Raw genomic sequence first — 15,009 nt, forward strand, 5'->3', positions numbered from 1 at the left:
CAGATCCGACGGCGTCGTTCATTGATCAGCATCTCCCTAGCTGATGGCCGTCCACCACCACTTGGTCTTGGTCGAGCCCTTCTCCTTGAGCTGTACAGCCATCGTGTGGTGGGGCTGGATGAAGTTCAAGAGCTTCGCGTCCATCCGAAGCTTCTTCACCATGTCTGGCCAGTACATCTCGTCGACACCCAGGACCACCTTAGTCCCGACAGAGCTGATGAGACTGTCCGGTACGTTCTCGGTCGATTGATTGGCGGCCCATAGTGCTAGGCCGAATTTGCGCGCCTCACGAGCAATGGTTCCGATGACGCCGTCACCACGCTCGTCCGCCCCGCTGACGTAAGTTCCGAGCTCGTCGAGGACGCAAATTTCAAGCACGTCGGACTGCTCGCCACGCTGCACCGACTTGTAGAAGATGTCGAGCAGCAGGAAGAGGACGAGCATCTTCTTTTCTTCCAGGCTGAGAGCGTTCAGCTTGTATCGCCACACCGGCAGGGTCTCGTCGAACGGCGGGGGCGTGTTCTTGAAGATGCCGGTTGAGTTCAGGTTGTTCAGGCGGTCTACCACCGACTTGAGCACCTCGGGGCTGTCGTACTTGATGAGGTTTTCGAGCTCGAGCCCGGTTTGAATCGAATTGGCATAGTCGGTGAACGCATCGATAGCGCTTTCCTTTGCTGCCTCCAGGGCAACCTCTTCGTCCTCGTCGAATACGCTTTCGTCGTGGCGCTTGCGTTTGACGGAGTCGAGCATCTTGCGTTGCATGGTCCGCGCGGTCTTGTTGAGGTAACCAAGCGCCCGGATGGCCTTTTGGTCCGAGCCGAGGAACTTTTCAAGGTGAATCTGCTTGGCGTAGGCCAGGATGTCGGCAAGGGTGGGGTAGTCACGCTCCTTGAACGCCGGCGGGAACTCGGTGATGCCGCCCTTGTAGTTCTGGGTGTGGACGTACCAAAGCTTGCGCTCTCCACAGAACCGCGCGCCGAAGCCGCGGGCCCTGTCCTTGTCGACAAAGGGCACGTTCAGGTAGATGCGGTTGTCCGAGCCCCCTGAAATCAGGCGCGACTCGTAAGCGTTGAGCGACCAGGTCGAGGGGTCATCCTTTTGAAAGCCGAACTCGCGGTAGACGTCCAGCGCGAGTTCGCGGATGACGGCTTCCTGCTTCAGGCCGAGCGGCGTCCGCGATGCCTGGTCGACCGTACGGATGAAAGCTTGAATCGCCTTGCGTACGCCGCCGAACTCGAAGGACGGGTTGACACGGAAGGGGTTGAGGCCGAAGGGGGCCTGTTCGGAGAACTGGACAACGCTCGCCCCTTCAATCTCAAGGTCGCCATGGACGTCGAACACGTGGAAGCGAACCTTGGTGCCAGCCTTCATCGCCTGCGCGATGAGGCGCCGGATGGTGTGCGACTTCCCAACGCCGCTCGAGCCGAGGATGAGCATGTGGCCGTTGATGAGGCGCTTTGTGTTGAGTTGGACAGGGGTCTTCCGCCCTTCACGGGCGCCGAAGTAGTCCACCCCGAAGTTGAGCTCCATAGAGAAATCGCGGGATTTTGATGACGAAGCCCCGTATAGGCAGGGGACTTAGCCACGTTCACCGAAACTTCTTGAACGTTCGGTGTGCACGGGTTTTCCTTGCGCGAAGGACTTGGGGGAATGGTCGGGACTTCGGCTGTCCGAAAGGTGCACGCTGGAACGGGGCGTATGGGCAGCGTCGCAGCGCACCTACCCGAGCGCCGTACGTGTGTTCTTTGACTCCCTGCTGCGCGAATTAGCGACCCGGCGTCAGCACGACATGACAGCAGGTCGGCGCTTGACAGCGGGCCTGCTACGCGCCAGCTCAAGTTGCTGCAGGTGTTGCCTCAAGAGCGCAGCGGTACCCTCGCCTGTCCGATACCAGCAGCGCCGGCGAAGCACACGCTGGTCCAACCCCGTAGAGGCGAAGTTCGGAACAACATTGCGCTAGCGCCCCAATACGCCAGTGATTTCGCCAGCCGTGTGTTGTACCCAGTGCCGATGCAGGTCACCCCATTCCTTGTCCGAATTCCCAAGAGCCCGTGCCTGTCGCGGATGCGTTAACGGTAGCAACTGCAGATGGCGGCCGCGAATGCTGAACGGGTGACGTTTGCCGTATTGGCCCGGCTGCGTCCCGTACATTCTGAGCTTGGGGTGCCCGAGAGACAGTGCAGCGACGAACTCCCGCAGGGGCGCGTCGCCCAAGGTGATGAGGGTATTGGCGCCAGAAGTGAGAAGCTCCTCCAGGACGGCCTCGACCCGCAGGTGGTCAGCGTACCCGGTGGAAACCAGGGGGACATTAGCCGCAGGCAGGCCCAGCGCCTTTGCAACTGGGGCGTAGTCACTGAGGACCCGGGCGGCCTGCCCTTTGTTCATCCGACTTTCTGGGAGCAAGTCGCATAGCCAAGCGTCGTCGCGCACAAGGCCCAACGGAGCAAGATAGTCTTCATCCAGAGACTTACCCGACGGGCCGTTGAAACGCTGGTCCGCTTCGACCAACCTGCCGGCTTCTGGCGGAATGTGGATTGCGTCGATGATGGCCCCCGCTCCCTCGCCTCGCCAGAAGATATAGGGCTCTGAGGCCACAGCAAGTGCCGCGGCACGCTGCTTTCCGTCGCGGCCTAGCCAGCGTGCATGCACGGCACTTGAGTAGACGCCCAAAACGAATACACGGGCACTTGTATGAGGCACCTGCTCGACTCTCTGCAGAGGCTGCCCAAAAGGAAATTGATACATAAAGACGATTCTGACTTGTTCTGTCCCGCATGCACGTGTCCGTTGCATTGGCCCGACACAGAGGCCATTGCCTGCCGATGCGGGAGAGCCTGCGCCCTGTTTAAGCGCCGAAGCTCGAAGGAGAATGTCGGCGAATCATGTAGTGAGCACGCGCTTCGCGGGCCCGGCCCTGAGTCGTGAATCCTGCCAAGCTTCTCAGCTCGAGCCCTTCCCATCCTTGTCCGTCACCGGCTGCTTCCGATGGACAGCTCTATGGACAACCCCATTGGATTGCCGCCAGACCTGACCACAGGACTCTAGCCTAATTCACAAGCTTGGGCCGCTAGTGACCCAGACCCTATGAAAAAGGAAAGCCGCATGAAGCGGCTTTCGGAAAATCACGGCGTTGCGGCCGCGGTGCTCTGTGGATTTATCTTGAACGGTTCACTCAGCGCTCGCCGCGAAAGCCTGGCGACAAAGCTGCCACCCGTCGGGTTGAGCGCAAGGAAGCGCTTTCGCCGGCCCCAGCTCTCGACGCGCAGTTGGCTAACCGCTACGCTTCCAGAGGGGAGGTTGAACCTTAGCGGACTGGTGAACTCGAGGACGTCGCCGACATTTACCACAAGGGAGGCTGGCGCTGACCGTGCGAGGACACGCGCCCGCCACTCTCGTGCATTCTCGATGCTGGACTCGCTACAGTCGAGTTCGGCCACCGGAGTCAGCTTGGAAAGCATGCCCTTGGGCATTCCGCAGATGACGGGGCCTTCCTGCTCAGTCATCGACTTCCAGGCGAAATCCGTGCGGCCTCGCGAAACAGCGATGACCAGCGCACAGCGCGTCGTCTTCTCCGACCTGGCGTCGATTTTCGCAAGAATGCCATAGGCGCCACCGGCACCGCTGACCATCCTCTCGATGTGGTAGGTGACGCCCTCGCTGCCGTCCCACTTGGCGCCTTCGCGGTACGAGGTGTGGTCTCGCAGCATCTCAAGCGTCGATTTGCCACGTTGGTTGGAAACGCTGCTCCATCCCATTTGATGCTCCTGTGTAGTTGACCTGACAGGTGTAGGGAGCGGGCGCGGTGCGCTTGAGATTTAGCGCTGAGGCGCGCAAAAAGAGGCCGCCGGGGTTGCCGGCGGCCGTTTCCCTCTGCAGGCGCCTAACGCTTCAGCGTCGTGCTTTCAGGCGCTCGCGCTCGGTGAAGTCGTCTGCACAGTCCTTGTCGCAGAAGAGTTTCTCGTCGATGGCTACGCCGCGCTCGTCGACGTCTCGGCCTTGGGCATCCTTGCCCAAAGCCACGAAGTGGGTGTCGCAGTTGTAGCAACTGCCACGGGGGAGCAACTTGGGGCCGGTAGCCCGATTTGCCAGGGATTGGCGCAGGAACAGTTCAGCCTGTTCATTGGCCATGTCGATTTCGTCTGCCATTGAGTTCTCCTGTGATGCAGAGGGGGTAACCGTGCATGTAGGATTTGAGTTTTAGCCTTTTAGGCACAGGACTGCGATTTAGCTTGGACCTAAATCGTATGTATGCTAAAATGCAACTAAGATGGAGCACTCCAATGGTTAAGAAGAAGTCGAGCTACGCATGCAACGCATGCGGGCAAAAGGCTGTGGTTTGGGGTGGCAAATGCTCCGGCTGCAACGCCTGGAACACGATGGAAGAGGTCGTCGAGCGCGAGGAGCCGGCCAACAGCCACCGCTACTCGAACTGGTCGGGCACGAAGGCAACGCTCGTTGACCTCCGCAATGCCAAGACGGTCACCCACGTGCGTTGGGACACCGGCCTGACCGAGTTCAACCGCGTCCTGGGAGGCGGGCTGGTCAAGGGCTCCGTGGTGCTCGTCGGTGGCGACCCTGGCATTGGCAAGTCGACCCTGTTGATGCAGGTGGTTGGGCATCTGAGCCCCCGCGCGAAGACGCTCTATGTCTCCGGCGAGGAGTCGCCCGACCAGCTGAGAATGCGCGCTGAGCGCCTCGGGCTCGGTGAGGCATCCATCCAGGTGTTTCCCGAGACGGAGCTGGAGGAGATTCTGGCCATGATGGATGAGCAGCGCCCAGACATCATGGTTGTGGACTCGATTCAAACCGTGTTCTCGAGCCAGCTCACGTCGGCGCCGGGCAACGTCGCGCAGGTTAAGGAATGCGCTGCGCAGCTGAACAAGAAGGCCAAGAGCATGGGCATTGCCCTGTTCCTGGTCGGGCACGTGACGAAGGAAGGCAACCTGGCCGGCCCGCGCGTCCTGGAGCACATCGTGGACGCGGTCCTCTACTTCGAGGGCGAGTCGGGTTCCGCGTTCCGCATGGTTCGGGCGTTCAAGAACCGGTTCGGCTCCGTGAACGAGCTCGGCGTGTTCGCGATGGGAGAGAAGGGCTTGGAGGAGGTCAGCAACCCGTCATCGCTGTTCCTCACGGCGCACGAGCATCCGGTCCCGGGTACGTGCATCCTTGCTGCGCTTGAGGGCAATCGACCGTTCCTGGTTGAAGTCCAGGCGCTGGTGGAGGACGCTCCGACGCCGAATCCGAAGCGCTTCGCCGCCGGCGTGGATACGAACCGGCTGCAGATGCTGTTGGCAGTGCTCAACAAGCACGCGAGCGTCGTTGCGTTCGACCAGAACGTCTATGTCAAGATTGTGGGGGGCGTGCGGCTCACGGAGCCAGCGGCGGACCTGCCGTTGATGCTTGCGGCACATTCGTCCCTCGTGGACCGGCCGCTGCCCAAGGGGATGGTCGCTTTCGGGGAGGTAGGCCTGGCCGGAGAGATTCGGCCCGTAACTGATGCTCTGACCAGGCTGAAGGAAGCCGCGAAGCTGGGCTTCACCCAGGCGATGGTGCCACTGGCGTGCAAGCACAACAATTTGGCATCGGTAAAGGGAATCGACGTGACGTACGTGTCACGCGTCGACCAAGCAATCGGGCTGCTGCGAGAATTGAAGGCAGCTGCCTGAGGAGAAATGTCATGAAGCAAAAAGTTGTCAACAAGAAGTTCAAGTGGGTTTGGGTGGTGGCGGCCTTCCGTCGGATGGGGGAGTTCAACGGGCACTTGTTCGCTGGGGTATCGTGCGGGTTTTTCCTGCTGCTCGGACTGAAGTTCCCCGCCCTGAGCTCCGTAGCGGTTGCCGTCGCTGTGCTGTATGTCGCAAGCCTCGTCTGGCTCGTCACGCTTGCCCGCAAAGACGAGAAGGCGCGCCATTTCGGCTTCGTGAAGGACTGGATTGCTTCCGCGCCATCCGACAGGGTGCGGGCGGACCGCCAGCAGTTGCTGCGAAATCAAGGCATGGAGGGCGCGGTCTACGCAGCGAGCCTTGCCGCGGTACAAAACTCCGCAACTGCACCTCTGGTCAACGTCGACGGCACGCCGATGATGCCCGGTGGCCTGACGGACATCAACGGCAACCCGTACGGCGTGTTTGGCGGCGGTGCAGGCGGCCTGTTCAACGAGCAGACGGGTGGGTTCGTCGCAGAAAACAACGCCTACGTCGCCCCCATGGGGTTGGATTCGGACCCTCACAATCCGATGTCTTGAGCCCGGCGAAGCAGTGACCTGGAAGCCAGAGGCACAGCCTCTGGCTTTTTTGGTTGGGTCCTGTCTTGGCGGCTGTGAGCCCCGCGCCCTCGCTCCCTTGAAGCTCCCGCGATGGCAGCCCGCTTGAAACGGCCCGGCGAACCGCCACATCCGCTAAGTGGGCCACGGCAGGAGCCCGCCCAATAAAAAACCCCGGGGATTGCTCCTCGGGGTTTGGGAATTACGCTGACGCGGGGCTAGTTGAAGCTAACTTCGCACATGCCGCCGGCGCAGGCCTGCGAGCCGAGGGTGTTGATGTCCACCTGACGGACTTCCGACAGAACCGACGCGAAGTCGATGTCTTGCAAAGAGGTCTGGATGCCCACCCACTTGTGCAGGTTGTAGCAGTCCTTCAGACAGAAGGAGGCCTTCTGCATGTCGCCGTCGAAGTGCTTCGCGAACTTCTTGAAGCGACGCACCCAGTCACGCTTGAGCAGGTCCTTGGAATCCTCGTCCGACAGTTGCAGACCCTTGCCCATTGCGGTGTCGCATGCCATCCACAGGTTGTCGTTGAAGGCGTGCAGCCCGTCGACAATGAGACCTGAGGCGAACATGCTGGCCTCGCCGTAGAGTCCGACGATTTGTTCGGCCGACGTCACTTCCGTGAACGGAGCTTGCGGGTATGCCTTGTCGCCTTCGCCTGCCAGCAACGAGATGCCGGCGAACCACTGGCGATTGTCGAAAATGTACTGCTCGACCGCGCTCCAGTCATCCACCCCGATGGTGTTCGAGATGTTGTGACGCAGCTTTGGATGCACGCACAGTTCCACATTGGTGCCGTTTTCGACCCAGTGCTGCTGTGCCTTCTTCACGAACTCCAGCTGGCGAACGCCCATGAGGTCCTGCTTGAAGATGGACGTGTCCTTCGAGACGACCGGGAAGCTGACAACGATGTCGCTGCCGTTTGCCGACCATACGGACTTCTCCACCATTTTCGGGTTGCGCTGCAGGATGAGCTTGGCCACTTCGTCATCGGCGTTCATCTGAACGTTGCGGAAGTACATCGGCGAGTGCTCGCCGTGGATTCCCGAGGCAGTGCCCAGCAGGACCGACGCGTTGCCCGAGGGCTTCGCACAGGTCGTGCGCGCGGCCGGATTGACCCCGATGAGCATCGCCACTTCACGGTTGACCCGCTTGACGATTTCAGCGCCCTCCTTGAGGATGGCTTCGTCGAACAGGATGTGCGGATTGTTCATCCAGCCCGTGATGCTCACGCCGATGAGGCTTTCGCGCTCGGTGATTCGGCGGGTGGCTTCGGACACATACTTGAAGTTCGTGTAGCCTGCTTGGAGCGTGCCCAGAATGGCGCCGGCCTCGCAAGCGGCGAAGAACAGCTCCTTGTTCACGCACTTGCCGCCGTTGATTTCGGTCAGGTTGCAGAACTGGAACCCCGACACGCCGTCGATGGTGACCGGACGCATGCCGATTTCCACGCACGGGTTGTAAGCGAACTCCTTGTCGTCGACAAAGATGAAGCCCGGCTCGCCGAAGTCGCGCACGGAGGTCATGATTTGCGCCCACTCTTCGCGGGTCAGCTCGTCGCGAAGCAGCACAACGGAGTTGTTGCTGCGGCCGCGCTGCGGGTTGTCGACAAACCAGTCGCCAGTCTTCGCCTTCATCATCTCCTGGTCGTCCTTGTCGAACAGGCAAATCGTCGCGGAGCGACGAACGCCGCCGGCCAGAACTGCGTCGGACATGTGCATGACGAAGTCGTATGCGACGATGGGACGCACGGCGACCGATTCAGCAGCTCCGAGAGCCTTCTGCAACAGCGCCTCGCACTTGATGAGTGCCTGGCGCAGGGGGTCCGGGCCCGGGGCCTTGAAGCCGCCCGAGATTTCCGAACCCTTCGCGCGGATTAGGCTGAAGTCGAAATGAACCTGGTGGCCCTGATATTCCGGGAACGTGCCTTCGCCATCGAAGTACGAGCTCAAGAGGACGCCAAACGCGTCGGCCCAGCCCTCGATGCTGTCGGGAATCTGGAAGACCTTGATTTTCTCGCTCGACGGACGAGCGATTGGGGGCAGCTTGGCCACGTGGTGCTTCTGCACCGAGAAGCCGACGCCGCAGCCGCACAAAAGCAGGTACATCGCTTCCTGGAAGAAAGCCGCACGGTCGCAGTGGCTGACCGAGCAGTTGTACATGCGGGCCTCGTGTTTGCGCAGCTGTTCGCCACCGAACTGCAAGGCACGTTGAGCACCCAGCACCAGTTGGCTTTCGTATGCCACTTCAGCCTTGGCGAAATACTTCTCGAGCTCCGGCGTCATGCGTTCCGCGTACTTGTCGCGGTGCATGTCCATGACGCGTGCTACGGCTTCGTCCCAGGTCTCGTAGGAGCCCCGGGCATCTACCCAGCGGGAGTAGCCCATGAAGAACTTCGACTCGGAGAGCATCTTTTGGCCAAGGGGAGACATCAGAGCGTTTTTCATCTGTTTCTTTCGTAGATTCCGAGGCCCCTGGGGCCTCGATGTTGAAGTTGGTCCGCACGCGTAGCAGGCTTGAAGCCAGTCGCAAGCGGGTTGGTTGTCCTCTCCGCGTATAGCGAGAGGCAATTGACCATCTAAAGGACGACAGCGCCTGCGCCTGGGGGCGCAACGCTGTGCTGGAGGGGTACGCAACCTATAGCTAGCCCGGTCTGGAGGCCTGCTTTAAGGGTGCCAACAGGAGGAGCCGTTAAACGAAAAAGCCACCCCGGATGGGGTGGCCTGCGGGCCGGGGCGCGATTCGGTCAGGCCTCGTTGTCGCGCACTGCCATCGAGGGGTCGATGGCCTCAGCGGAGAGGAACAGATGTCGAATGAGGTCCGTGTGCGAGGCCAGCAGGAGCTTCGTGAGCCAGATGGCCCAGTAGGAGCCGCTGGCAGCGCCGACCTTTACGCCGGTGAAGACGAGGTCGATGAGAGGCTTGACGAGGTGCTCGAGCCCGGGAATCTTGGACAAGACCACCAGGCAGAGAACGCCACAGGCGAGGATGAAGAGGACGGTGCTCATGGTCAGTGTAGAGAGAGCGCGACGCGCTCTGGGAGCAGCTTCGCTTCGATAGCGCGTTGGAGCGCGGCTTCCGCCATTTGCAGCTCGCGCATCGCCCTGGGACAGCTCTCAGCCGCCGCAAACGACCGGGTGAACGACAGCAGCATGGCGAGGGGAACGGCTTCATGCCCGTCCGCTGCCCTGACCGCGGTCGACACGACGCTTCCTTCGCCGTAGCCGACACATGCCAGGACCGCGACAGCTTGGGGCCCCGCACTTGCCTGATGGTCCCGAAGCAACGCGATGGCCTGTTGCACCAGCTTGTCGTACGTACCCGTGGGAGCGTGTTCGCCGCTCAAGGGATTAAGCGCCGGCGGTGGTGAAGCTGCTTTCAGCCGAGGCGGCTCGGCTCTCGTCAGACCCCACCATCAGGAACTGCTCGTACTCGTCGGTAAGGTCAAGGCCCAGCTCATCAGGCGGCATCGTGACCTTGTGCCTGGTCACCTTGAACTCCGGAATAGGCTCCGGGAAGTTGAGCATCGGCGTGTTGATGTGGAACACGCGGGAGCCCGACAGCAGGACCGCCTCTCCGAGGCCCAGGGACTTCAGATGCTCGGGGCTGACGCGATACTCCTCGGATTCCTTCCAGGACTCGGACATGCCGGCGCCGTCCGACGCGTTGCCCTGGGGAGTCGTTCGGATGTTGGAGGAGGATTCGCCCTCGTTCTTGCTCAGCGAGAGGGACTTCGCGAACTTCTTGGTCTTGCCGATGATGTCAGCGGCCGTCTCGGGAGAGTCCTTGGATGCGAACTTGAAACAGACCTTGTTCCAGGTGTTGCCAATGATGATGTCTTCGAAGTCGGGACCGACCGTGCGCAGGTTCGCAAAGGTCTGGAAGGCTGGAATCATGCAGATGCCTGCGCTTCGAGCTTGCTCGAAAAGTCGTGCGATACCGCTCATGACGTAGCTGCCCATTTCGTCAGCAAAGACGAGGAACGGGGGCTTCGGGCGCTTGTCCTTGTGCACGCCCTGCACGTTGTAGACCGCAGTGCGGAGGTCGGAAAGAATGATTTTCCCGAGGTTCAGCGCTGCCGTATCCTTCCCCATGGTCGGAAGCATGACGTACAGACACTTGTTGTTCATCACGATGTCCGTGAGGTCAATTTCCGGCGTGTAGGTGTTGAAGACCTCGCCGAACTTTCCTTGCGCGAAGAGTGCAATTCGCCCGGAGATGCCACCCAGCAAATCCTTGACCATCTTGATGTCAATTCCAACGCCGTTCTTGTCTTTCTTGCGAAACTGATTGAGGAACATCTCCAGGGTCATGCGTTCCTCATCGCCCAAGCGCAACCGCAGCAGCGATTCCAGCGCCCGGTCCGATTGCAAGAGGATGGCGAGGTCGCTGAAGTTGTAGCGGCGCTTGGCTGACTTCAGCGCGCCTGTGAGCACTGTTAAGGCATAGTTCGCCTGCTGGCGGAAGTAGTCGGCGCCTGGCGAGTTTTCCGTTCCCGGAATAAGGTTGAGGAGCCGGCTGGCCACCTCATCGGCGTCGCCCTTGAGGATGGGGTTGTAGGTGTTGCTGTTGTGCGGTTGGTCGACGTTGAGGACGTAGAACTCATCCCCGCGGCCGCAGAGCTGCATCATCATGTTCAACTTGTCGCGGGTCGCCGCATCGAGCTTAGCGTCGATGAAGATGAAGCCGCCACCGCGGATAGCCTGCTGCCAAAGAAGGAACTCGCCCAGAGTGGTCTTGCCGACACCTGACTGGCCGATGATGGCGGTATGCCGAGTCAAGAAGTTGTCGCTGATATCGACGGGCATACCGTTGTCACGCGTGTAGCCGAACCGAATTCCCTCCTTGGTCGACATGAGGTCGCCAAACGTCTCATCCGACGGAAGAACGAAGTTTTCGCGACTGACCGTGTCCGTTCGGTCGAGCCACTCCCGTGCTCGCTTAAACGCGAACCACCCGGCGCCCACAGCGGGCCCCACCAATGCGGGGAGTACATAGGGGTTGCCCGCAACCCAAGGGCTTGACGCCGCGACGCCTGCACCAATCCCCATCAACGCCCAAGCGTCTTTTCGACCTACCAGCATGTAAAACGTCTCCCTTTATGCTGGTTCGTCTAGGAACCAGTCATTTATATGGGCTGGTTGGTCAGGATTCACAAAGAAAAGCGGCAAGACCGAGGTCCTGCCGCTTTACGTCCCGCTTGCGCAGGGCCTGTCAGTGCCTCATTTCGGCATCGTGGCTTGGCTCGCAGGGACGGTCACCGTTACTGGGACGTTATCGTTGCGACCGCCGCTGCCGCCCGGGAACTTGTTGTATGCGTTCTCGACCGTGACTGTGCGCTTCTGCACGCCGCTCTTGGTGGTGTGCACAGTCATCGTGACGGTTTGGGTCACGTTGCCTTCGCGCTTGCCGCAGGCCAGCTCGTTAGGAGCCTTGAAGACGTGGATTCCGTAGTAGCCCGAGCCGGGCTCGGAGAGGGACAGCGGTTGAAGGGTTTCGGTCATCGTGCAGTCCCCCCAGTCCACTTCTACCGCGGTCACGCGGTCCACGTCCTTGGCCTTGTCGCCTGTCGTCTCAGGCCAGTATCCGCTCGCGATGAGTCGCGTGTGGAACGGTCCGAAGCCTTGCGATGGGCTGATGCGGGCGTAGTGCGCCGCAGATGGCGCGGTAACCGTGATGGTGCCCTTACCATCCGCATACTGGCTGTTGAACTGCTGGAACTGCTCAGCAGCCGCCCGGCCGATTTCGCTCGGGCTGCCGGCCGAAGCCGCGACCTTGTCCATGACCGACGTCAACCATTCGGACAGGTCCATCTTGCCGAAGTCCATGGCAGACAGTTGACCCGGCGTGAAGCCCGTGCAGTCGGGGAACTGAGGGAATCCCCACAGCTTGAGGGCAACGGCCGAGGTCGCAGTCACCCGAAAGCTGCACAGGTTCGTCAGGGCATCGCAACGGCCCGTGAGGCGCGTGTCAGAGTTCGGAAAGGTGAACTCCGAGGTGCGCAGGTCGGTTGGGACTTGCACGGTTTTCCAAGTCTGGCCGCCATCCTGGCTGTAGTCGATGCGGATGCGTTCCGGCACGGTCTTTCCGTCCGAGGCGCCCTTTACGGACCAGGTGCGGAACACCAGGTCGGCGATGTTCGACATCTGGTTCAACGCGCCGGCGGAGCGGCCTTCTGACTCTTCGTTCGAGTAAAGGTGCCATGACAGGTCACGGGTGACGATAGCCTTGCCACCCTGACCCATCGGCCATCCTCGTGCTTCATAGGTGCAATTGCCCGATTCGGGCGAGCATGCGCCCTTCACGGCGGTGTAACGGCTGACACCCCGGGACTCGTTGACCAGCGGGTCGAGTTCCACCAGGTTCCACGAATTCGGGCCGAACTCAGGTGCCTTTGGCATTTCGGCGCACCCGTTCGAGTTATCGCAGCTGGCAATGATGGTCCGAACGACGCCAGGGCATTCGAACGATTCCGGGTCCGTCGCAAAAATTTCGCCGGCCTTGACGGGGTCCGCGCAGTAGCTGGGCCACTGCCACGCAGCGACCTTGACGCCGTTGACGTCCACCGGCGACGTCCACCGCCCGTTGCCCTGGTCGAGATAGGTGAAGTTCAGATTCTGGCTGACGATGTCCGCGCCTTGCCCGGACATGGCCATCTGCAGCAGCTGGCCGCGGCCCTGCTCGTGGATGACGCGCGGCAGAATGCCGTTGAATGAGCAGTAGGTCTGGGTGTATTCCAGGCAGGACTTCAGCGGCCACTTAGCCCTGTTGGAGCAGTACTCGCCAATGTAGACGGTGTATTTCGAGCGCCGGGCTGCGGCGAGCTCGACCGTGGGCATTTCGCAGCCGTCACGCATCATCTGTCCTGACTTCGGGCGCTCCATGTCCATCCGGCAGCAGTTCCGCCCGAACAACTGGCCGATGCCGCCTGTCGCCCGCTTGCAGCGCATATCCTTGCCCGTGAAAATCTTCGGGATGGTCGGGTTGTCGCTCATGTCGTCAATGCCTTCGCCCGCAGCGTCCGCAATCGCGGCCGAGACCAGGGCGGCGTTCATCTTCTCGACGTCGACGGTTTGGTCTTGCTTCACGGCATTGCCGAACGTGATGTCGTCCGTGTTCAGGCAGGCGTTGTCTTCGGAACTCTTGGACCACTCGACGCAGATATCCTGAGCGTGCGTGCATTGGTAGGTCTCGTTCTGGGACATGACGAGGCCGCCGTTGCCGCCGGTGTAGGAGGCTGGCTCGGCAGAGGTCATGCTGCAGTGCGCCAGGTCAACGCTCTTGCAGGAATCGAGGTCGTCGGTCGCGCTGGGCTGCCCGTAGCAGACGACACCGGTGGTCGGCGTCGTGTAGATGCCACAACCCGCTTTCTCAGCGTTGGTGAGCTGCAGGACAACACCCGTCGGGAAGCCAGTAGCCTCATCGACGGCCGCGACTAGGCATTGGGCGTCGTCTAGCGTGCGGCCGAACCACTCGCCGCCTTGGTAGGTGTTGTACCGGCTTTCTGAGAGAGGGCTCAAGTCGCAGGCGCCAGCGACCGGCGAGGGCGATGCCTCCACCGACAGGACGGCGGGGTCGCTCGTGGCGAAGTACTCGGTCCAGCTCTGGTCCAGGCACGTCGTGCCGTCCTCTGCGAGCTGCGAGCAGACCTTGGCGGTCTCGCCAATCTTCGACTTGTCCTTGCGCAGGTCTACGCCTTCCGAGGTGAGGCATGTGTCCGTGGTCGCCACCTTGCCGTCCTTGTCGATTTTGACCTTGATGTCGCATTGTGCGGTCTCGAGCTTGTACTTCGTGATGCGCTCAGTGAGGGGGAACGTGCGCGTGCAGCTCGTGGTGAACTTCTGCGAAGTCGTGCTCCATTTCGTGCAGCTGCGCGGGCCGGAGCACTGAGCATCCGCCTGGGTGAGCTTGGTCTCGGTTCCTCCTTCGGCGGCTTGGGCCGGATTTGCCCGCAGGTGCTCGCCGGTCTCCCTGGTCTTGTCGGCGTAGCTGCCGTTTTCGACGTTGGTGCGGAGGTCCGAAATCAGTGTGCTGTTGGAAGCAATCTGTTGGCCGGTGACCTTCAGAGTGGCGTCGCTGCCGCCAATGACCGACGTCCCGCGGACCGAGATGCGGCAGCTGTCGGTGCTGTTGCAGCCAGCCCCGACCTGAACTCCGCTCACCGTGGTGAAGGAGCCGACGGGCACGGAAATCTCTTGCGAGAAGTCGCTATCAGCCGCGCACTGCCCCAGTCGCTGCTGGTTGTCACAAACCTTGAAGAGCAGCGATTGAACCGGAGCGCCCTCGCACGCGACTGCCCGGAACGTGAGGTTGCCACCCGAGCGGATTTCACCTTCGACCTTGGCGCGGCAGTTGAGGTCGAACTTCGCCGTGGCAGTGACGACGGCGATGCCTGCCTGTTGCTTCTGGCCGGGGGAGGCAACTTGCTCGAGGCCCTCCAGTCCGGTGATGCTTTTGAAGTAGTCGAGGCCTGCGGCCTGGGTAAAAGACGACCTCGGCGCCAGCTGCGCCGTTCCGTCCTCGTTCAGGATTGTGTCTCCCCCCGCATCCCGGTTCACGCTGACGCTGCGCATCTGGGTTGCAGCTTGGGTGGCTACTTTCTTCGCCTGCGCAATCTCCTCCGCGGTAGGGGCTTGCGCCGCTGTGGTGAACGTGAAAAGGGCGCACATGGCGCCCAGAAGGTAGTTTGCGACACGCATTGGGTAGTCTCCGGCCTATAGGTTGCTCCAACGTATAGGTACAGAG

At 61.2% G+C, this 15,009-nt stretch carries 11 protein-coding genes; 2 read left to right on the forward strand and 9 right to left on the reverse strand.

The features are described 5' to 3' along the window. Positions 1-36 precede the first annotated feature (36 nt). From APY03_RS19310 to APY03_RS19325, 4 genes are all read right to left on the reverse strand, one after another. Positions 37-1,530 carry a helicase HerA domain-containing protein gene (locus APY03_RS19310; protein WP_068679141.1) on the reverse strand — a complete coding sequence of 498 codons (1,494 nt, stop codon included), beginning with the start codon at positions 1,528-1,530 and terminating at the stop codon, positions 37-39. A gap of 426 nt (positions 1,531-1,956) precedes the next feature. After that, entirely contained in the window at positions 1,957-2,745 is a 789-nt protein-coding gene (locus APY03_RS42565) for a hypothetical protein (RefSeq protein WP_180988655.1), read from the reverse strand. A 377-nt stretch (positions 2,746-3,122) separates the two neighbouring features. After that, positions 3,123-3,755, reverse strand: coding sequence for a DUF6927 domain-containing protein (locus tag APY03_RS19320; protein ID WP_068679145.1), 633 nt, complete (start codon positions 3,753-3,755; stop codon positions 3,123-3,125). A 133-nt stretch (positions 3,756-3,888) separates the two neighbouring features. Next, positions 3,889-4,146 (reverse strand): hypothetical protein, encoded by a 258-nt coding sequence (locus tag APY03_RS19325; protein WP_068679147.1) that lies wholly within the window; start codon positions 4,144-4,146, stop codon positions 3,889-3,891. A 134-nt stretch (positions 4,147-4,280) separates the two neighbouring features. Here APY03_RS19325 and radA point away from each other — a divergent pair, with 134 nt between their 5' ends. Together radA and APY03_RS19335 are read left to right on the forward strand one after the other, a co-directional pair. Then, positions 4,281-5,666, forward strand: coding sequence for a DNA repair protein RadA (radA, locus tag APY03_RS19330; protein WP_068679149.1), 1,386 nt, complete (start codon positions 4,281-4,283; stop codon positions 5,664-5,666). An 11-nt stretch (positions 5,667-5,677) separates the two neighbouring features. Further along, positions 5,678-6,244: a hypothetical protein gene (locus APY03_RS19335; RefSeq protein ID WP_068679151.1), complete on the forward strand. Its 567-nt coding sequence runs from the start codon at positions 5,678-5,680 to the stop codon at positions 6,242-6,244. 236 nt (positions 6,245-6,480) lie between these two features. Here APY03_RS19335 and APY03_RS19340 read toward each other — a convergent pair whose 3' ends face one another. From APY03_RS19340 to traN, 5 genes are all read right to left on the reverse strand, one after another. Continuing rightward, on the reverse strand, positions 6,481-8,712 hold the full coding sequence (locus tag APY03_RS19340; RefSeq protein ID WP_146039484.1) for a recombinase: 2,232 nt from the start codon (positions 8,710-8,712) through the stop codon (positions 6,481-6,483). 299 nt (positions 8,713-9,011) lie between these two features. Continuing rightward, positions 9,012-9,272, reverse strand: a complete 261-nt coding sequence (locus tag APY03_RS19345) for a hypothetical protein (protein WP_068679154.1) — start codon at positions 9,270-9,272, stop codon at positions 9,012-9,014. Between the two features lie 2 nt (positions 9,273-9,274). Beyond that, the gene (locus tag APY03_RS19350; RefSeq protein WP_068679157.1) at positions 9,275-9,610 is read right to left on the reverse strand and encodes a hypothetical protein; all 336 of its coding nucleotides are present in this window, start codon (positions 9,608-9,610) and stop codon (positions 9,275-9,277) included. A gap of 4 nt (positions 9,611-9,614) precedes the next feature. Further along, positions 9,615-11,348, reverse strand: a complete 1,734-nt coding sequence (locus APY03_RS19355; protein WP_083944475.1) for a type IV secretory system conjugative DNA transfer family protein — start codon at positions 11,346-11,348, stop codon at positions 9,615-9,617. A gap of 138 nt (positions 11,349-11,486) precedes the next feature. Continuing rightward, the gene (gene traN, locus APY03_RS19360) at positions 11,487-14,963 is read right to left on the reverse strand and encodes a conjugal transfer protein TraN (protein ID WP_068679161.1); all 3,477 of its coding nucleotides are present in this window, start codon (positions 14,961-14,963) and stop codon (positions 11,487-11,489) included. Positions 14,964-15,009: the final 46 nt, after the last annotated feature.

It is taken from the genome of Variovorax sp. WDL1 (assembly GCF_001541225.1).
Classification (GTDB): domain Bacteria; phylum Pseudomonadota; class Gammaproteobacteria; order Burkholderiales; family Burkholderiaceae_C; genus Variovorax.